The organism is Mesorhizobium sp. M0119, from assembly GCF_040322615.1.
Lineage (GTDB): Bacteria > Pseudomonadota > Alphaproteobacteria > Rhizobiales > Rhizobiaceae > Mesorhizobium.
On record NZ_JAMYTU010000010.1, the window covers coordinates 156463 to 175467 of the forward strand.

Annotated in this window: 17 protein-coding genes and 5 pseudogenes; 14 read left to right on the forward strand and 8 right to left on the reverse strand. The window is 61.5% G+C overall.

From position 1 onward, the window contains the following. Positions 1-313 precede the first annotated feature (313 nt). Positions 314-779 (reverse strand): annotated as a pseudogene (locus NKJ40_RS12840) (IS6 family transposase); the annotation flags it as partial. 268 nt (positions 780-1047) lie between these two features. Between NKJ40_RS12840 and NKJ40_RS12845 the strand changes: the two are divergent. The 4 genes and pseudogenes from NKJ40_RS12845 (at position 1048) to NKJ40_RS12860 (ending at position 4033) form a co-directional block, all read left to right on the forward strand. After that, positions 1048-1773, forward strand: a complete 726-nt coding sequence (locus NKJ40_RS12845; protein ID WP_023721622.1) for an FkbM family methyltransferase — start codon at positions 1048-1050, stop codon at positions 1771-1773. Positions 1774-1967: 194 nt separating this feature from the next. After that, a pseudogene (locus tag NKJ40_RS12850) lies at positions 1968-2164 on the forward strand (IS21 family transposase); the annotation flags it as partial. A gap of 450 nt (positions 2165-2614) precedes the next feature. Further along, positions 2615-3244, forward strand: a pseudogene (locus NKJ40_RS12855) (TCP-1/cpn60 chaperonin family protein); the annotation flags it as partial. Positions 3245-3262: 18 nt separating this feature from the next. Continuing rightward, positions 3263-4033: a GntR family transcriptional regulator gene (locus tag NKJ40_RS12860; RefSeq protein WP_352466340.1), complete on the forward strand. Its 771-nt coding sequence runs from the start codon at positions 3263-3265 to the stop codon at positions 4031-4033. Positions 4034-4088: 55 nt separating this feature from the next. On the opposite strand, the pseudogene NKJ40_RS12865 reads toward NKJ40_RS12860, so the two are convergent. Beyond that, positions 4089-4729: pseudogene (locus NKJ40_RS12865) on the reverse strand (IS630 family transposase); the annotation flags it as partial. 12 nt (positions 4730-4741) lie between these two features. Between NKJ40_RS12865 and NKJ40_RS12870 the strand changes: the two are divergent. After that, complete coding sequence (locus tag NKJ40_RS12870; protein ID WP_023721626.1) at positions 4742-5350, forward strand: S46 family peptidase; 609 nt, start codon at positions 4742-4744, stop codon at positions 5348-5350. A 27-nt stretch (positions 5351-5377) separates the two neighbouring features. Here the strand turns inward: NKJ40_RS12870 and NKJ40_RS12875 are convergent, their stop codons facing one another. Together NKJ40_RS12875 and NKJ40_RS12880 are read right to left on the reverse strand one after the other, a co-directional pair. Beyond that, a complete protein-coding gene (locus tag NKJ40_RS12875; RefSeq protein WP_084642947.1) occupies positions 5378-5569 on the reverse strand; it encodes a hypothetical protein in 192 nt (63 codons plus the stop codon). 111 nt (positions 5570-5680) lie between these two features. Continuing rightward, entirely contained in the window at positions 5681-5830 is a 150-nt protein-coding gene (locus NKJ40_RS12880) for a hypothetical protein (protein ID WP_023721628.1), read from the reverse strand. A gap of 238 nt (positions 5831-6068) precedes the next feature. Here NKJ40_RS12880 and tnpA point away from each other — a divergent pair, with 238 nt between their 5' ends. From tnpA to NKJ40_RS12925, 9 genes and pseudogenes are all read left to right on the forward strand, one after another. Continuing rightward, positions 6069-6422 carry an IS66-like element accessory protein TnpA gene (gene tnpA / locus NKJ40_RS12885; protein ID WP_352466341.1) on the forward strand — a complete coding sequence of 118 codons (354 nt, stop codon included), beginning with the start codon at positions 6069-6071 and terminating at the stop codon, positions 6420-6422. A 29-nt stretch (positions 6423-6451) separates the two neighbouring features. Continuing rightward, positions 6452-6766 (forward strand): IS66 family insertion sequence element accessory protein TnpB, encoded by a 315-nt coding sequence (gene tnpB, locus NKJ40_RS12890; protein WP_352466342.1) that lies wholly within the window; start codon positions 6452-6454, stop codon positions 6764-6766. A gap of 66 nt (positions 6767-6832) precedes the next feature. After that, positions 6833-8509 (forward strand): IS66 family transposase, encoded by a 1677-nt coding sequence (tnpC, locus tag NKJ40_RS12895; RefSeq protein ID WP_352466343.1) that lies wholly within the window; start codon positions 6833-6835, stop codon positions 8507-8509. Between the two features lie 2 nt (positions 8510-8511). Then, positions 8512-8745, forward strand: a complete 234-nt coding sequence (locus NKJ40_RS12900; protein ID WP_023778258.1) for a hypothetical protein — start codon at positions 8512-8514, stop codon at positions 8743-8745. Positions 8746-9411: 666 nt separating this feature from the next. After that, positions 9412-9711 carry a Y4lK-related protein gene (locus NKJ40_RS12905; RefSeq protein ID WP_023722911.1) on the forward strand — a complete coding sequence of 100 codons (300 nt, stop codon included), beginning with the start codon at positions 9412-9414 and terminating at the stop codon, positions 9709-9711. Positions 9712-10190: 479 nt separating this feature from the next. Continuing rightward, positions 10191-10487: pseudogene (locus NKJ40_RS12910) on the forward strand (nicotinate-nucleotide diphosphorylase); the annotation flags it as partial. 352 nt (positions 10488-10839) lie between these two features. Continuing rightward, positions 10840-11034: a hypothetical protein gene (locus tag NKJ40_RS12915; RefSeq protein ID WP_023722909.1), complete on the forward strand. Its 195-nt coding sequence runs from the start codon at positions 10840-10842 to the stop codon at positions 11032-11034. A gap of 451 nt (positions 11035-11485) precedes the next feature. After that, positions 11486-12694 (forward strand): peptidase M16 family protein, encoded by a 1209-nt coding sequence (locus tag NKJ40_RS31890; protein WP_502896266.1) that lies wholly within the window; start codon positions 11486-11488, stop codon positions 12692-12694. Positions 12695-12734: 40 nt separating this feature from the next. Then, positions 12735-13793, forward strand: coding sequence for a class I SAM-dependent methyltransferase (locus NKJ40_RS12925; protein ID WP_031195349.1), 1059 nt, complete (start codon positions 12735-12737; stop codon positions 13791-13793). Between the two features lie 396 nt (positions 13794-14189). Here the strand turns inward: NKJ40_RS12925 and NKJ40_RS12930 are convergent, their stop codons facing one another. Genes NKJ40_RS12930 through NKJ40_RS12945 form a run of 4 tightly spaced genes read right to left on the reverse strand, consistent with a single transcriptional unit; the run spans position 14190 to position 18849 of the window. Continuing rightward, on the reverse strand, positions 14190-15608 hold the full coding sequence (locus tag NKJ40_RS12930) for an FAD/NAD(P)-binding protein (protein ID WP_023722901.1): 1419 nt from the start codon (positions 15606-15608) through the stop codon (positions 14190-14192). Then, complete coding sequence (gene ssuD / locus NKJ40_RS12935) at positions 15605-16780, reverse strand: FMNH2-dependent alkanesulfonate monooxygenase (RefSeq protein WP_023722900.1); 1176 nt, start codon at positions 16778-16780, stop codon at positions 15605-15607. Before ssuD ends, NKJ40_RS12930 begins: the two co-directional genes overlap by 4 nt. Positions 16781-16813: 33 nt before the next feature. Further along, on the reverse strand, positions 16814-18061 hold the full coding sequence (locus NKJ40_RS12940) for an SfnB family sulfur acquisition oxidoreductase (protein WP_352466344.1): 1248 nt from the start codon (positions 18059-18061) through the stop codon (positions 16814-16816). Then, on the reverse strand, positions 18058-18849 hold the full coding sequence (locus NKJ40_RS12945) for an ABC transporter ATP-binding protein (protein WP_023722898.1): 792 nt from the start codon (positions 18847-18849) through the stop codon (positions 18058-18060). The genes NKJ40_RS12940 and NKJ40_RS12945 overlap by 4 nt, the downstream gene beginning before the upstream one ends. Positions 18850-19005: the final 156 nt, after the last annotated feature.

Below are 19005 nucleotides of genomic sequence, written 5' to 3' on the forward strand. Positions count from 1 at the left end.
GGATGTACCCTTGCCATAGTACGCGATTTGACGCGGATCGCCTTCCTCCATCGCGACTGACCCCGGCATCAATGATGGCGGCAATTGCTGCCGCCACTCCTCAACGAGGAGGCACAAAACTCGTGCCACATTGGCTGATCGAGCTAAAAAACAATTTGTGATTGCTTACAGCTACTTAGCAAACAGAAAAAAGTTCGCCCAACCGAACTTCGTGTCACGGGCCCGACAAAGCCGACACACGACGCAGTCTTAGCGACGAAGAGCAAATCGCTGCGTCGGACAAGCTGGCCGGCTTTGCCAAATGCGGGTCGGCTTTCGACCGGCGCCGGGAGCAATCCTGCAATCGACTTGTGGCATCGCAGGAAACAATGGCTTCCCGGTTGGTCTGCCTGCGTCGATGACGATGCGATCAGCACGGTCATGGCGTGCCAACGCTCTTACGCTTGGCGGCCGGCAAATCCCGGGATTCACTGAACCAGAACTCGACGGTGTCGCCGACGCTGTCGATGGCGCGATAGAGGTCCATCCATCGCCAGCGGACCTTGATGTAGTTCTCGTCCGCATGCCATTTGCCGGTCACGAGGCGCTTGCGCCGGTTAAAGCGTTCCATCAGCAGCGGCGCGAAATGAACGACCCAGCGATGGATCGTTGAATGATCGACACTAATGCCACGCTCCGCCATCATTTCTCGAAGATCAGCGTAGGCTCAGTCCGTAGGCCAGATGCGAGCGAATGCAAAGCAAGATCACAGATTGGTCGAAATGGCGGCCTTCGAATATCTCAACTCTCCGAGGAACACCGGAGCCCAATGCGCTTGGTTACCAAAAACTTTGCAACACATCCTCGGGAAGTCGCCGGACGGTGGCGCTGATGTCGCGAACCCGACAAAAGTGTCGCGGCCATTCCAGCGGGCGCGCGTGTTTCACTCTTGTTGAGTAAGGAGCACCGCATTCGGCACGTGGCACGCTGATTGCGGGGATTATGAGCAGGGGCCGTCGCGACAACCGGTCGTAGCGGTCCCCTGTCCAATACATTGGAGGTCGAGCTATGTTGTCCCACTTCGAAAACCAGTCAATAAACCAAGAGGTCACTAGGCTCAATCTCCCGAACTCTCGGATAAAGCACTTCGCGCCGGCTAGTTACGCACAAGCCGGAGAAGACGTTATTGTCGAAGGAATTCTGGCTGCAAAACTCTGCAAGAGTCAAAGATCTTGGGCCAGTGTGTTTTATGTCGAGATCGGCGCTAATCACCCCATCTCGACCTCAAATACCTTTCTTATGTACCAACGGGGCGCGCGAGGTGTTCTGGTTGAACCCAATCCTGAATTGGAAGCGCTGATCAGGACTGCTCGCCCGGAAGACGTTCTCGTTCGATCCGTTGTCTTGCCCGCTCCGCAAGCGTCTGCGACGCTCTTCATCGGAAACGCCCATGAGCTTTCGTCGGTGGATAAAGCACACGTTGAAAGTTTCGGGGACTTCGACGGTATAGGAGGTATCCGAGAACATATCGAGGTGAGCGCGATCGGTATCAATGAACTACTGGCCCCTTATGCCAATAAGATCGATTTCTTATCGATCGATTGCGAAGGACTGGATCACGATCTCGTCAAGGCCATTGACTACGAGTGCATCAGACCTGCTGTCATCCAATGCGAGCCAAACGAGCATTATCTAAAGGGCAATAGGGATCGGATCATCAATGTAATGGAATGCAGATCATACCGGCTTGCTGCAATGACTGACATCAACGTCGTCTTCGAGCGATTGACTTGATGCAGCGGCCCAAATCGAACGCGTCATTGAACGTACACCAAGCCTGCCAACGTCCGTCCTCGGGTGCCGCGTGGCAATCAGATGAAGCGCATATCGCCGCATGTAGCGTAAGCGGGAGCTGAGGCCATTCAGCGCTGGGAATTCCATGGCATGAGGGCGTCGATACCGCTGTTTGGCCATGCATTGGGATCGGCCACTATCTTATCGAGCCGGTGGCCTGCACTTCAGCGTCGGGTTGGGAGAGGGGTCGGGTCGAGAACCAGGTCAGGCTGGGCGCGAGCGCTTTTTCACCCCAAGGCTGCGCTTCAAGAACCTGGAGGAACTCAACGCCTTGCTGCTGGAGACGGCCTCAGCTCCATGTCCCGCGAGCGCAGGCCCTGAACGCGCCGAAGACGTATTTCATAGGCTCAGGATAGGCCCTGTGAAACTTCGTCTCGTCCGCATCGAGACAACGGTCAATGCGTCCCATGGCGCAATCAACACAGCAGGGCATAAGGGTCGGAACTTCATAGGCCAGTCCACTCTTGGAGAACGGAGCAAAATTAATCCGCATGTGCGCGCGATGCCGAAAAAGGGTCGCGCGAGCCCTGCACCAAGCCCTGTCGGTCCGAATCGGGGTAGCCTGTTGCAATCTGTTTGTCCTGAAGGAGAACGACATGACGTTCCGTTCATTGGATGACCGCATCCTCGTCCGCCGCATCGAAGCCGACGAGAAGACGGCCAGCGAGGCATCACCATTCCCGACATCGCGAAGGAAAAGCTGCAGGAGGGCGAAGTGATCGCCGCCGGTCCTGACGCACGCAATGAAACCGGCCAGCCTAAGCCACTGGACCTCGAGGTCGGCGACCGCCGTAAATCGATGCTGGAGGATATCGCGATCCTGACTGGCGGCACCGCCATGAGCGAGGATCTCGGTATCAAGCTAGAGAATGTCGCGCTGGACATGCTCGGCCGCGCCAGGCGGGTGACAGTCGAGAAGGAGAACACCACGATCGTCGACGGCGCCGGCAAGAAGGAGCAGATCCAGAGGCGTGTCACCCAGATCAAGACGCAGATCGAGGAGACCATCTCCGACTGGATCGCGAGAAGCTGCAGGAGCGGCTGGCCGAGCTCGCCGGGGTGTCGCCGTCATCCGCGTCGGCGGCTCGACGGAGGTCGAGGTCAAGGAACGCAAGGATTGGGTCGGCGACGCCATTCATGCCACCCGTGCCGCGGTCGAGGAGGGCATCCTGCCCGGCGGCGTGGCGCTGCTCAGAGCCGCCAAGGCACTCGAGGCGGTCGCCGCCGACAACGCCGACCAGAGATACGGCCCCGATATCGTGCGGCGCGCCATCGAAGCTCCCGCGCGCCAGATCGCGGAGAACAGCGGGGCAAACCGCTCCATCGTCATCGGCAAGCTGCGCGAGGCTGTACCTATGGCTCGGACGCCCAGACCGGCGAATTCGGCGATCTCTTCGGCCAAGGCGTGATCTCGGCTTAAGGAGACCGCATGGTTCAGCCCGGTAGAACTCCATTTCATATTCAGCTCGCGGATATCATTCGGTCTCAGATCGAGAGCGGGGTCTTCAATGCTGGGGATCAGCTCCCCACTCAGATGGAGTTGATGAAACAGCACGAACTCAGCAGCAATACGGTGCGACAGGCGGTGCTTGCCCTTGTCGGTGACGGCTTGCTTTATCGACGCGCTGGCAAGGGGACGTTTGTTGCCAAGCGTCACATCGGCCGGGACCTGCTCACTTTTTCAGGATTTTCGGAAGAAGCGGTAGCGCGTGGCTTCCGGCCGGGTACCAGGCATGTGACGGTCGACTGGCGTTCCGCTGACGCCGTGGTTGCAACCGCACTTAATGTGCCAACCGATGAACGAGTACTAAACATCGAGCGCGTGAGAACGATTGACGACGAAGTCGTAGCTGTTGAGACGGTTTCGCTTCCTGCGGCAATAGGGCGCCAGATCGAAAAAGTGGACCTTGCCGACACCTCTCTCACCGAGATTCTCGAGCGGCAACTTGGTGTGACTCTGGCGCGAGCCAGGCAGGAGATAAGGGCCGGCACCGCGCGTGCCAAACTGGCAAAGGCACTCGACGTGCCTAGCGGCACTGCGGTACTGCAAATCGACCGTACCGCCTTCGACGCGACCGATCAGGTTATTTACTTTTCGTCCTCGTCCTACCGGGCCGATCGCTACATTTACACTGGCTGGATCGAGCGCAAGAGCGCCTCGATCGCTCAACCCCGCCAATTGATCGGCCGGAGCAGATGATGCCCAACTGCGAAGGGATGTGTTGCAAAGTTTTCAGCTAGCTAGTCATGTGAACCTAAAGTTCGCCACATAAGGTCTGCTCGGCCTAAACACCTGACGGACGAGAGAATTTCGTCCGCGGACTTGGTCCATCGATAGGGCTTTGGGTTCTCATTGTGGCGCTCGATGAAGGTGCGAATATCGGCCTCGAGCTGGCTGGTTGAGGTATGCACGCCGCGTCGCAGCTGCTTTCGGGTCAGTTCAGCGAACCAGCGTTCGACCTGATTGATCCAGGATGCCGATGTGGGCGTGAAGTGGACATGGTAGTGAGGCCGGCGCGACAGAAACCTGACCAGCGCGGTTCTGTGGTATCCATGATGACGTGGACATCGAGATCGGGCGGCACATTGGCGTCAATCTGCTTGAGGAAGTCCAGAAACTCGGTCGCCCTGTGCCGCTTGTAGCATTTGCCAATCACAAAGCCGGACGCCACATCGAGCGCCGCGAACAGCGAGTGGTGCCGTGTCGGACATAGCTATGGGTCCGGCGCTCCGGCACGCCCGGCATCATCGGCAGGACCGGTTGCTCCCGATCGAGTGCCTGGATCTGGCTCTTCTCGTCGACGCTCAAAACCATTGCCCTGTTGGGCGGTGACAGGTAGAGCCCGACGATGTCGCCAACCTTGTCGACGAACAGTGGATCGCTCGACAGCTTGAACTGGGTGAAGAATTGCCCGCGGCGCCCGGCAGCCGCATCTATGTGATCGAGGACATGCGGGATGTGACCGCCGAAATGCTCAAGAGCCTCTCAGACAAGCTGAACGGGTTTGCCCGCTGTGAGCGGCTCGCCACGAACAAAAAGGCCCTGATCGCCGCATGTGAAGGACAGCCCAATCACCGTTGCGACGTAGGGGCCCATTATGGCGGCGCCTCCTACTATCTCCTCCAGAAGCTCGAAATTGAGGACGTGCGCCTCGTCTATGCGCCCGCGCTCCGCATCGGCAACTTCGGCGGCCAAACGGATAACTGGATGTGGCCGCGCCACACGGGCCACTTCGGCTTTTGTCGCGCCTATGTCGCGCCTGATGGTTCCTCCCGGCCATATGCGCGCGACAACGTGCCCTACCGGCCCAAGAACTGGCTGCGCATCGCCGTTGAAGGCGCCAGGATGGACATTCTGCTGAATTTTACCTGCGGCGCTGTTTCATGGACGCGCTTGGGCACCCCATTTTCTATTGCCCGCCTCGGCTCATGCGGGGCGGGCTTCTTGGCCTTCTGGAGGATTTGCTCACCATGGTTCATAGTGGCGGCGCAACCGTCCGGTGAGCGCCTCACCTGAGGCTACATGGCGGCCGTGGAGATTGCCTCAGGAGCGGCGCCCAATCGGAAACCTTAGCACCTCCGCGTTTTGGCGTGGCTGCTTGAACTCTTCGACGGCAACCGCCTCAATTAGCAGGTCCAAGGCTTGGCGTCCCCTTCGACTCATCGGGTCATCGCCACAAAGGTAGTCATACGCTCGATCTAAATGCACTCGGGCGGCGGAAAAATCGCTTGTCATAGGACCCTCTCTAACCACCCCATTGCCGTCTACGAGGTGAAGGTCGCGCAATCGTCAATATTTACAGACAAATTTGAATTAATCGCGGATGATCGGGGAGTAGCTAGGCCGTCACCCACGGTGACTGAACCGGCCGACATCGGCGCCGAGGTCTCGGCATTCCTCGCGCGCCTGGAGGCCGTAGTCCCCTAACATGATGCCGCCGTCCAGCCCGCCGACGATCACTCGCTGGCGCTCGGTCGGATCATAAATGCCGAGCACCCCGTTCCGAGACCACCTCTAACCGGCGTCATTCGATGCGGACGCGGAACCGGCCCGATTTTGCGGCGCAGAGCCAGAGGCGGCGAGGCGGCCGCCCAGGTCCCAGGCCGGTTGGCTCCAAATCGCGCTAGGTCGTGTAGATCGTACGCCTCCGGCGAGGGCCGCCTTGCGCGAGCATGGCCCGGTAGCGAAGCTGCGCTCTTAAGGTCGTCCTTTCGAGCGTAGTTAGCAGCACAGCATGAGCCATGTGACGTTATTGACCGGGCCTGAGCGTCGTCGTCGTTGGCGTGAAGAGGATCAGTGCCGGATCCTGGCCGCGGCATTCGCGCCCGGGTCCACAGTGGCGGCGGTAGCGCGTCAGTACGATGTCGCAACCAGCCTGATCTATAAATGGCGCCGCACGGCGAGAGCCCGCGAGACGGGCTTTGCCGAAGTTGTCGTGGTTCCCGATGAGCCTGTCGCCGCTTCGGTGCCGGCGGCGCCCCTAGCGGTGATCGAGCTGGAGATCGCCGGCAAGGTGCGGCTGCGGATACCGCTGACCACGCCGCCGACACTGGCGGCGGCGATGGTGAAGGCGCTGGGCATTTCATGATCCCGGTTCCGAGCCAGGTGCGGATCTGGTTGGCGGTCGGCCGGACCGATATGCGTCGCGGGATGCAAGGCCTCGCTCTGCAGGTTCAGGAGACGTTGGGCCGGGATCCGCATGCCGGCGATCTTTATGTCTTCCGCGGCCGCAACGGCAACCTGATCAAGATTATCTGGCATGATGGGCTCGGCATGTCGCTATATGCAAAACGGCTCGAGAAGGGCCGGTTTCTATGGCCGTCGCCGGCGGACGGCACGGTTTCCATATCACCGGCGCAGCTCGCCTACATGCTCGACGGGATCGATTGGCGCAACCCGCGTCACACGTTCCGCCCTGAGCTCGCGGGCTGAGTTTTTCTTTGAGTTTGCGCGATTTTCCGCGAGTCAGCGGACGCGTTTTATGATTCACTCCAGGGCATGGTTGCCACCGCCCAGGATGCTGTTCCGGACGATATTGGCGCGCTGAGAGCAGCGCTGACCGCGGCGCTGGCCAGAGCCGAAGACGAGGCCGCACGCGCTGCGCTGGTCGAGGCCGAACTGGCGGTCGCCAGGGCCAAGGCATCGGATGATGCGGCGCTGATCGCACATCAGGATCTGACGATCCGGAAGCTGCAGCGGGCGCTGCATGGTCAGAGTTCTGAACGTGCCGCCCGCCTGCACGACCAGATGGAACTCACCTTCGAGGAACTCGAGAGCACGGCAACGGAAGACGAGATCGCCGCCGAACAGGCAGCGGCGCGGACCACCGAGGTGGCGCCTTATGTGCGCAAGCGACCGGCGCGCCAGCCATTTCCCGAGCACCTGCCGCGCGAACGCGTGGTCGAGCCGGCGCCGGCCGCTTGCCACTGCTGCGGCGGTCATCGGCTGCGCAGGCTGGGTGAGGATATCACCGAGACGCTGGAGGTGGTGCCGCGGCAATGGAAGGTGATCCAGCACGTGCGGGAGAAGTTCACCTGCCGCGACTGCGAGGCGATCAGCCAGGCTCCGGCGCCGTTCCACGCCACCCCGCGCGGCTGGGCCGGTCCCGGCCTGCTGGCGATGATCCTGTTCGAGAAGTTCGGCCAGCATCAGCCGCTCAACCGCCAGGCTGAACGCTATGCCCGCGAAGGCGTGCCGCTCAGCCTGTCGACGCTCGCCGACCAGGTCGGCGCCGGCGCCGCGGCGCTGATGCCGCTGTTCAAGCAGCTCGAAGCCCATGTGCTGGCCGCTTCACGTCTGCACGGCGATGACACGACGGTGCCGGTCCTGGCCAAGGGCAAGACCGATACCGGCCGATTATGGACCTATGTGCGTGATGACCGACCGTTCGGCGGCGCCGATCCGCCGGCGGTCGTGTTCTACTATTCCCGCGATCGCCGAGGCGAACATCCCGCGGCGCATCTCGCCGGCTGGAGCGGCATTCTGCAGGCCGATGCCTATGGCGGTTATGGCGATCTCTATGCGGCGGCCCGTCAGCCAGCGCCTATTCTGGAAGCCAGCTGTTGGGCTCACAGCCGGCGCAAAGTGTTCGAGCTAGCCGATATCGAGGCGGCGGCGCGCAAGAAGGCGCACGGCGAGAAGCCCAACCTGGTCTATCCGCTCGCGGTTGAAGCCGTGAAGCGCATCGATGCCCTGTTCGATATCGAGCGCGCGATCAACGGCCTGTCGCCGGCCCAACGCCACGCCGTGCGCCAGGAGCGGAGCGTGCCGCTGGTCACCGAACTCGAGCGCTGGATGATCGAGACGCGTGACAAGCTCTCGCGCGGACACGATCTGACCAAGGCCTTCAACTACATGCTGCGCCGCTGGTCATCCTTCGCCCGGTTCCTCGACGACGGGCGGATCTGCCTATCGAACAATGCAGCCGAGCGAGCCCTGCGCGGCATCGCTCTCGGCAGAAAGTCCTGGCTGTTCTGCGGTTCCGATCGCGGCGGACAGCGCGCTGCCGTTCTCTACAGCCTGATCGTCAGCGCCAAGTTGAACGATATCGACCCGCAGGCCTGGCTCGCCGATATCCTGGCGCGCATCGCAGCCCACCCAGCTCATCGGATCGATGATTTGCTGCCGTGGAATTGGAGATCCGCACAACTGCGGACCCAACCAGCGGCGGCCTGATCATGCAGCGCAATAAGGTGCATCACGTCTACACCGTCGAACGTGTCGCCAGGGACCTCGGCGTCAGCGAAGCGCTCATCCAGGACCTGACCCTCGGTCTCGAGCCCGAGGACGGCGTCATCTGGGTGTACGGCGCCAACGATGACGACGGAATCTTGGCCTTCACCGATGAAGGCATCGAGGAGGTCAAACTCCTCCTCGAAGAATATCATCGCGTCTCCCCATCGAAAGCTTGACCCCGGCACCGCGGTGCTCAGGTGCTCATGGCCGCCGGATACGCACGTCTGCGGTCTTCACCGGATGGGTACTGTAGATCAGGTTTGTACACACCACTTAGCTATACGCGGGGGGCGATAATGCCATCGAAGAACAAATGGCGCAGGTATTGGGTATCGATCCGTCGGAGCACCCAATCCCGCCCGCAACGCGGTTCGCAGCCATCTCGACCGATTGGTGGACTCCTGACTGCGGGATCTAAGGAGCTTTTCCTAGCCTATAGCTAAATGGAAAGACGCCCATCCCCTCGATTGAGCCAACCCAGACCCAACCTACTGGACTCCAGAGCGAAAAGAGCGCGTGCGGCTCGTGCGACTTGTGGGAAAAAGGAAATGGCGCCTCGGCATGACTGACTCCGACTGCCTGAGCGCCGGCTTTCAGTGCGCGCAAGGGGAGCGTTCCGGTGGCCAATGCTGCTGTTGGAACGGAGCAGGTGGGTTGTTCTAGCAACACGGTTGAGTGTCCGGGGTGCCAACAATGAACAAATGCGCAGGAACACTCGATCCGCGCCTTCTGCAGGCCTGCCTACAAGCTGTGCAAGTGCACAGGTAGCGAAGGTGCGCGCATTCAAGCACGTTTGAGCGTCGGCGCAATTTCCATGCCGACCACCAACGGAGATATCTGCGATGACCAGCAACATGCGGCTAATGAAAGCGAGCGAGATTCCCGCCTTCGTCGACAAGGTGATCGAGGCTGGCTGTGATATCTGTGCGATCGGTCACTTAGGCTATTCACTGGGCGATGTTGACGGGAAGGTACCCTGGCGCAAGGTAAAAAGAATCGTGGAAGAGTTTGGCGATCGTGATCACCTGCTACCGGAGATCGTTGCCTATCTTCGCTCGATAGGTCGGTACATAGAACTCACGTCGTCGACAAACGACGGCCGGAGACCGCACAAAACAGGCACTCGAAATTGGAACGCATAAAGGACGGGTCGGATACGATTGTCGAATCCGGCTCCTTCACCGACATGACGAGCTCGACTTCCGGACGGGTATTGACGCCAATGAGCTGTGGTTTGCCCAACAGGGCAATAACCTGGTCTTCTCGTACTGGGCACCACGGACAAGGGTCGGTCAGCCCCCCAGTGGCATTGCGATGTGCTGTCGTTTCTGACTCTGGCACCATAGTTCAACCCGATAACCGCAGTTTACTGAGAGAATCCACAACTTCGTAGCTGCGGCAGGAGAGAACCAAGCAACAGCTAGAAAACCGCCGCCGAGTTCCATAATAGCGTTATGAAATGTCCTGATCTGGCAAAATAGGAATGTCGCTCCTGCTTGTGCCTTGCCAGTCTCTCGCCTTCGAGAGCGGAGAGATTGCATCTTGACTGAAATCGCATTGAGGCCCTTGTCGAGGGTTATAGAGCGGCGGATGACGAGCGTTGCCGCCGCAAGCGTGGCTGGCGCGAGCAAGCGTAGCTCATCTCGTCAAAATCGAAGTGGAGGTCGATACGCTGATCCAGTTGGAGGAGGCACTTGGCTTCGCCCCCGACGCTATCCTGCTCGACAACATGTCGGTCGATGAGTTGCGCCACGCGGTGGCGATGGTTGCCGGGCGGGTGGTCACCGAAGCATCGGGCCGGATTACGCTCGATATGGCTGCGCAGATTGCTGCGACGGGCGTCGATCTGGTCTCCATCGGCTGGCTGACCCATAGCGCGCCGATCTTGGATATCGGACTTGATTATCGGGACTCATAATCGACTGATGGACGGCACCGGGCGGATAAGTTTTCCGGTCACCGTCAAGCGGCTAGCAGAGAAGCCGTAAAGGTCAGAAACCAGGGAACAGGATGGAAATGGACGCAACGATTTCGACGAAGACGATGCCGCCAGGTCAAGCACATGACTTGGCGCGAAATGCGCAAGAAAGGCTTTCGTGGCCAGATCGGCGTCGTCTCTGAATGGGCGCGGCGCAGACGCCTTGCTGAAAGGACCGATCAAAGCGCACTTGCCCGCACGCCTTCGGCACGAAGCATGGCCAAGCTCATGACGCTGGCGCGTGACGACCTGTCCAAATCGGACGCTGTACTGATCGGGGCAATCGAGAGCAATGTTCCTGACCTCGGTCATCGCGCGAACGCTGATCGACGACTTTCAGCAGATGATCCGATCAAAGGCGGCCGCAAAACTGGACACTCGGCTGGACGGCGCGAAGGCAAGCCTCGTCGGCTCCTTTGCAAACAGGGTCGAAAAGGACATCGCCGCAGTCCGCAACGCCATCATCTCTCCGTGGTCGAATGGCTAGACCGAAGGCCAGATCACCAAGCTCAAACTCATCAAGCGGCAAACGTACGGCCGCGCCAAGATTGATCTGCTCCAGGCGCACCTTGTCGGTGCAACTTAGGCTGTGGCCGCAGCGAGAGTGCCGAATGAGGACCCCGTTTAAGGGGTGATTCTCGTCCAAACGGTTCGGATGGGCGGTCGTCCGCCAGCAACTTCTCCTTGCTAAGAATCCGGCATCCTCGAAGGCCTCGCGCCAGTTCGAAGCGCATTCATATCCCCCTCCGCAGCAGCACGCGCAAGCATCGTCACAAGCCCCGAGCCGCTTCGCGTTCGGCGCTGTCCAATTTCCGACAATGTCGGATACGCAACGTAGCAGGGTCAGATCTACCAGACTGCGTATAAATGGTTTTCTCATTTGGCACGGTACATGCATCATCATCCGCAAACACGTGCCCGACCAAAGAAGACGTCGCATGATCACCTCACCAAAACATACCGCCGCCGCGGAACAAATCACTTCGCCCCGAACCTTGCTTATCGTCCGTCCCGTCACCACAACCGGAGCCATCCGCTTCGTCTTCGACGGCGGCACCACGCAGGACTCGGCTGACAAGGAGGGACTGGCCAATTTGATGACCGGCCTGTTCGACGAGGGCGCCGGCGATCTCGACAGCGATGCCTTCCAGGCGACGGTTGACCATGCCGGGGCCGAGATGAGCTTCGACGCGCAGCGCGACGGCATTTATGGCAGATGCGCATGCTGCCCGAACGGAAGGACGCCGCCTTCGATCTGCTCAGGCTCGCGCCTAACAGCCCCCGCTTCGACCAGGAGCCCGTCGACCGCATCCGCGCCAAGCGGCGCAGAATCTACGGCACGCATCCTTATTCGAGGCCGGACGAGGGGCACCAAGGAGAGCCTCGCCGGCATAACGCCGGTCGATCTAGGCGCCCTCCACAAGGCCGCTTTCGTCGGTGACGGGCTGCACGTAGCGGTCGTCGGCGACATTGATGCCAAAGGCCTGAGTGAAAGGCTCCACGACTCGGTCGGCGATTTGCCTCAGAAGCAGGCGATCGCGCCGGTGGCCGATGTCGCCCCGAGCTCGGCCGGCGTAATTGGTCGCCTACGACCCGCCGCAGACTTCGCTGCAGCTTGTTTTTCCCGGCATCGGACGCAGCGACTCGGAATTCTAAGCCGCACAGCTGATAAGCAAAATACTCGGAGGCTCGCCATTTACCTCACGTCTGTTCCAGGAAGTGCGCGAAAAGCGCGGCCTTGCTTACGGTATCCATTCCAGATTGAAAGACTACCAGCATTCCAATGCGCTTGTCGTGACCACGGCGACGCGCGCCGACAGGGCGGCCGAGACGCTCGGCGGATACGCCACGTGATCAGGGGGTTGGCGGAAACAGGGCCGACAGAGGCCGAGCTAAAAGCGAGCAAGAACTATCTGATCGGCACCTATGCTACCAACAATCTGGATTCCTCCAGTTCGATTGCAGCCACGCTTGTCGGGTCTTGGCATCGGCTACACCAGCGCCGCGCCGCCCTCATCGATCGACCAAGTCGAGGCAGCGGCAAAGAAGCTGCTTTCGGCCGAACCCGCCATTATGGTGATCGGCCCGCGCGTGGACGCCAAAGGATGGGCCCGGGCTCCAATTTCGCCATTCTTCTCCCCTTGTGAGGCTTTTACCGGGAGAGATCGAGCCCAAAGGGAGATTCCGATGTCTGAAGCGAGTCAGCAAAAGTTGGACACATTCTTGGAGAAAATGGTCTGCGATCTCGGTGCGATCGCTACGGGCGCGGGAGTCTTGTTGGGAGACAAACTCGGCCTGTTCGAGGCATTGCGCGAAGGCGGCAAGATGACTGCCGCCGAACTTTCGACACGCACCGGCACCCAGGAGCGCCTTGTAACGGAATGGCTTTCCGGGCAGGCGGCTGCGGGGTATGTCGACTACGATGAAGCCAACAACAATTTCTATCTCAACGCCGAGCAGGAACTGGTGTTCGCCGATGAAAATAGCCCGGCCTTCATGGCTGGCGCATTCGAGTTCCTATCCGCGCTGTGGCTCGACGAAGAAAAGGTGAGGCAAGCGTTCCAGTCCGGCAAGGGCGTTGCATGGCACGATCATAGCGCGTGTCTGTTTCGCGGCACGGAGCGGTTCTTCCGTCCAGGCTATAATGCCAATCTGATCGACTCCTGGCTGCCGGCCCTGGAGGGCGTAGTCGAGAAGCTCGAACGCGGCGTGGAGGTCGCGGATGTCGGATGCGGTCATGGCGCATCGACGGTGCTCATGGCACGTGCTTTCCCCAATTCGCGCTTCGTCGGCTTCGATTATCACGCCCCTTCGATCGAGCGCGCCCGCAAGGCCGCCGAGGAAGCCGGCGTCGGCGCCAACACGCGCTTCGAGGTCGCGGCCGCCAAGACCTACCCCGGCACCTATGACCTCGTCGCTTTTTTCGATTGCCTTCACGACATGGGCGACCCGGCGGGCGCCGCCACCCATGTCCACGGGTCGCTCAAGCCGGATGGCACGTGGATGATCGTCGAGCCGTTCGCGCATAATCATCTAGCGGCGAACCTCAATCCCGTCGGACGCGTTTACTATGCCGCTTCCACGTTCGTGTGCACGCCCGCATCCCTGTCGCAGGAAGTCGGGCTCGGGCTTGGCGCCCAGGCCGGCGAGGCGAGGCTACGCAAGGTGGTGACCGGCGGCGGCTTCAAGCGATTCCGTCGCGCCACGGAGACGCCGTTCAACATGGTGCTGGAGGCCCGTCCCTAGCGCGGCCGTCGCTAGAAATTGCAGCTCATCGCTTTATGGTGAAGATCTCGTCAAAATCCGAACTCACAGTTATCGACAAATTTCCAGAGGCGTCACCCCCCTGACATCAGATTGGAGTTGTTAGAAGCCAACAGTAGTTGAAGGCACACGCAGCCAAGCTCGTCGCCTAGACTACTTCGGTGCTCTCAGAGAAGCCAACTCCGAAGACCGTACTCCGCTCAAACGCGCAGTCTCTCCACCTGAACTTGGGCGACTTCGGCGGCGTCGGCGACAAACGCGAAAAGCGCCAGGAGCGGCACTGCGACCAATGGCGCTTTCATAAACCTCGAAGGCGCTTTCAATCCTGGCGATGCGTTCCGTCAGTGTCATCTGAATAGACTCATGCTAATCACAGCTTCACGACGCCTTGCGACGCAACGCCGTTTGGTATCCCAACCATTGGTGAATTTCGGCGGCGATGCGCTCGGTATGTGCGGTGACTTCGGGAATTCCCATCAGTTCGCCGACGCTGCCGCGCGCCAATGGCCCGCTGACGAAAATGCTGTCGGTCGGGCGCCCGGATGTGCCGACCGCACGGCCTTGGCTGTCGGTCTCCAAACCAAGACCAATCGGGTCGAGCCGGACCAATCCCATCCGCTCGAGCGCCGCAATCGCCGTGTTGGTCCGCAAGATATCGGCGTGCGCCGGTCCGGTCGTCACGATCACACTGTCGAAAGCCTCGACAACGAGGCTGCGTTGGCCACGCAGCCGCTGCCTGACGCAAATGCGTCCGTCGACCTGTTCGGCGCCGACAATCGTTGCGGCGCGATAGGCAAGCCTGCCCTCGGCAACGCCGCGATCAAGCACGGCCGCGATCTGTGGAGCGATGCGGAAGCGATGCACATCCCACAGCGCGCGAAGATGGCGCACCACGCGGCGCTGCTCGGCGAGCGGCAAGGCCTGCCAGATGATTTGCCCCTGTCGCCGGACGGCGTCGAGCACCGGGTGCCAGCCTTCGCCCCGACGCTTGGCATCAAGGATCGTGGCCCGGATGCGCCTGAACAGTGCCGTTGCGCTGCGTGAAGGCAGGGTCGTGAAATCGCCGATCGGATCGCCACGCGAGGCTGCATGGCTGCGCGAGCGGTAGCCATGGCGCGAAAGTGCTGTGATGCTGCCGCGATGCCTCCTGCGGTCGAGAGTGGCGATGACGTCCGCCGAGGTCAGCCCGGTGCCGACGACCAGGACATGGTGGTCGCGCTCGATCGCTTCCAGTCGTTCGAGATCATAGGGATTAGCGACCAGACCGGCGGCGCCGGCTATAGCGCGCAAGGCTGGCGGTAAGGCCGGCGGCGGATGAGTCGTTGCGACAACCAATGCATCGGCCGCGAGCGTTCCGCCGTCGGCAAGGATGAGGCGATATGCGTCGCCGTTACGCTCGACCGACGCGACGGCGGATCGGACGTGCCGAATCGTCTTGCTTTGCAAAAATGGCTGAAGGTGGGATTCGACATAACGGCCGAAAACGCGACGCTGTGGATAGGCCGCGCCGTTGGTAGTGATCGCCTCGGCGTCATTCAGAACGGCGCCGGTCTGCTCCAGCCAGTCGGCAAAGTGGCTGTCCTGGCCGGAGATCAGCGTCATCCTCGAGGCCGGCACATTGATGCGGTGTGAAGGATCGGTCGTCGAATAGGCCAGACCATAGCCGAGCCTTTCGCGCGGCTCGACGACCACGATATCGGATGCACTGGCCGGGAGCAGCCGCGCCAGATGAAACGCAGTCGCCGCACCTGAAAAGCCGCCGCCGACAATCGCTATGATCGGTTCGCTGGCGCTCAAGACTGGCTCGCGCGCAGCGACGACGGGCGATGGTCGCCGGCCACCGTTTCGCCGAAGGGGCCCATGTTAACCGCCGTCGGCCGCGTCGAGATTTCGTGATCGAGCGGCAACAGCGGCAGCACCAGTTCGCCGAAGCGATAGGCTTCCTCCAGATGCGGATAGCCGGACAGGATGAAGGTATCGATGCCGATGCGCCGGTATTCGTCGATGCGCTCCGCCACCGTCGCCGCATCGCCGACCAGAGCGGTGCCGGCGCCGCCGCGCACCAGGCCGACACCGGCCCACAGATTCGGACTGATTTCGAGTTTGTCGCGACGGCCGCCATGCAGCCGGCTCATGCGCGACTGGCCGACGGAATCCATGCGCGCGAAAACCTTCTGCGCCTCGGCGATCGTCTTGTCGTCCAGGCGGCTGATCAGGCGGTCGGCATCGGCCCAGGCTTCGTCATTGGTTTCGCGAACGATGACATGCAGCCTGATGCCGAAACTCACCTGGCGTCCGGCCTTCTCGGCAAGGCCGCGCACATGGTCGACCTTGGCGGCGACGTCAGCCGGCGGTTCGCCCCAGGTGAGGTATTTGTCGATCTGCTCGGCGGCGACCGCATTGGCCGCCTCCGACGAGCCACCGAAATACAGCGGCGGATGCGGGGTCTGCACAGGCGGGAACAGCAGCCTTCCGTCCTCGATGCGGAAGTGCTTGCCTTCGAAGGCAATGGTCTCGCCGCTGAGCACGGCCTTGTAGATATCGAGAAACTCCCGCGTCACCTCATAGCGCTCATCATGGCTGAGGAAGATGCCGTCGCCCTTGTTCTCGACCGGGTCACCGCCGGTGACCACGTTGATAAGCAGGCGCCCGCCGGAAATGCGGTCGAGCGTCGAGGTCATCCGCGCGGCAAGCGTCGGCGATTGCAGGCCCGGCCGCACCGCAACGAGGAAGCGGAGCCGCTGCGTCAACGGCGCCAGCGCCGACGCCACGACCCAGCTGTCCTCGCAGCTTCGGCCGGTCGGCAGCAGCGCGCCGTAATAGCCAATGGCGTCGGCGGCCTTGGCGACCTGGGTCAGATAGGGCAGGTCGACCGCCCTGCCCCCCTCGGAGGTGCCGAGATAGCGGCTGTCGCCATGGGTCGGGAGAAACCACAGGACCTTGATCCTGTCGGGGATGGCAGTGCTCATGAACAGTCCTTTGTGACTTTACGGCGTTCTCGCTCAGCTCCAGGCGTGGAGCGGCGGATTGACGTCGTTCAGGTAATAGTTGCCGAGGATCGCGTATTTCCAGCGCACGGGATCGTGCAGCGTGTGGGTGCGGGCGTTGCGCCAATGCCGGTCGAGATTGTGCTCGGCCAATGTCGAGCGCGTGCCCGCGAGTTCGAAAAGTCTGTTGGTGGCGTTGATGGCGATCTCGGTGGTGAGGATCTTGGATTCGGCAACCGCGATCTGCGCTTCCGCGACGGTCTTATCGTTGGCGTCGAGCACAGCGCGATCGACCGCAAGGCCGGCCTTGTCCAGAACCGCCTCGGCCGCATTGGCCCGCAGGCGGAGGTCGCCGACCGCCTGGATCGTGTAGGGATCCTGCCAGGCATGATCGACGCCGCTGTCGATCCACGCGCGCGACTTGGTGCGCACGAAGCTGACGGTTTCGTCGATCGCCGCGTTGGCGATGCCGAGATCGACAGCAGCCTGGATGATCTGGAAGATGGCGCCGTCGGCCGTCGGCCGGTCATAGCCCTTGTAGCCGGGGACGAGATGCGTCTTCGGCACTTTCACATTGTCGAGCAGGACTGTGCCGGACAGCGTCGTCTTCTGGCCGAAGCTCGACCAGTCGTCGATGACCGTCAGTCCGGGCGCGCCGCGATCGGCGATGGCATACCAGGCCCGGCCCTCGTCATCGAGCGCCACGATCGGCACCAGATGGGCGAGCAGCGCGCCGCTGGAATAAAATTTCTGGCCATTGACCACGACGTGGTCGCCAGCGTCGACGAATTTGGTCTCAAAATCGGCCGCCCGCTTGGAGCCGAATTCCGAGAACGCGTTGCCGAACCGCGTGCCGGACAGAACTTCGGCGAAGAGCAACTGCTTCTGGGCCTCGTCAGAGACGGTGCGGATGGCGGCGACGACGCCGAGATGGTTCTGCGGAATCTGGCCGAGCGACGGATCGGCCGCCGAGATGATGGTGATCACCTTCGACAGCGTCACATAGGAGAGTTCCGGTCCGCCATAGGCCTTCGGCACGTTGATCGACCACAGGCCGCTCTGCGAAAACGCATCGAGCTCTTCCTTCGGCCAGATGCGCTCGCGATCCCGCCTGGAGGCGTCCTTGGCGAAGTCTGCGGCCAGTTTTTCCGCCACAGCGATCGCCTCGGCGTCGGTCTTGATGACATGCGCTCTGGCCGACGGACGCTCAACCGGGGGGACGGCGCTGCGGATATCGGACGGCTGCTTCGATTGGATGGTCATGCTGCGGTCTCCTGGGGAAAATGTTGCGATGGAAGCGGCGTGCCGCCGAGATAGTAGGTCTTGATGTCGTCGCGCTGGCGCAGGTCGGCGGCCGACCCTTCCAGCACGCTCTTTCCGTTTTCGAGCACGGTGGCGCGGTCGGCATATTTCAGCGCCACTGCCGAATTCTGCTCGGCGACAAGGATCGAAAGATCTTCGTCCCGATTGAGCCGCTTCAAAGCGCTAAAAATCTCGTCGACGATCAGCGGCGCCAGCCCCATCGAAGGCTCGTCCAGCACGAACAGTTTCGGCCGCGACATCAGACCGCGGCCGATCGCCGTCATCTGCTGCTCGCCGCCGGAGGTGAGGCCGGACCGGGTTCGCCGCTTCCCGGTGAGCCTGGGGAAAAGCGCATAGACGCGGTCGAGGTCGGCCTTGACGCCGGTGCGGGAGGACGAACGCCCGAGCGCGCCGGTCAGAAGGTTCTCCTCGACCGTCAGCGAGCGGAAGCAGTGTCGGCCCTCGAGGACCTGGACCAGACCCTTGCGGACGAGGTGAGAGGGGCTTGCCCTGGAGACATCCTCGCCGTCGAAAGTGATCCGGCCAGCGGTAACGGTGCCGCGCTCGGCCGGGAGGAGATTGGATATGGCGCGTAGCAGCGTCGTCTTGCCGGCGCCGTTGGAGCCGAGCAGTGCGACGATCTCGCCTTTACCGACCGACAGGTCGACACCGTGCAGGGCGGCGATGGCGCCGTTGTAGACGGCCTCCACGCGACTGACCGACAGGATCGGATTTTCCGGGCTGGACATCGATGACTCCGCAATAGGCAGGAAATCGCGGGCCGGCCCGGGGGCCGGCGGGGGGTGGTTGGCATTCCGTTGGGGCCCCCCCGTTGGGCGGGGACGGGGGGGCGGGGGATGGTGCCCGTTTCAGTGGGCTTAGCCGCCGGCCGCTATAGGGAGTAC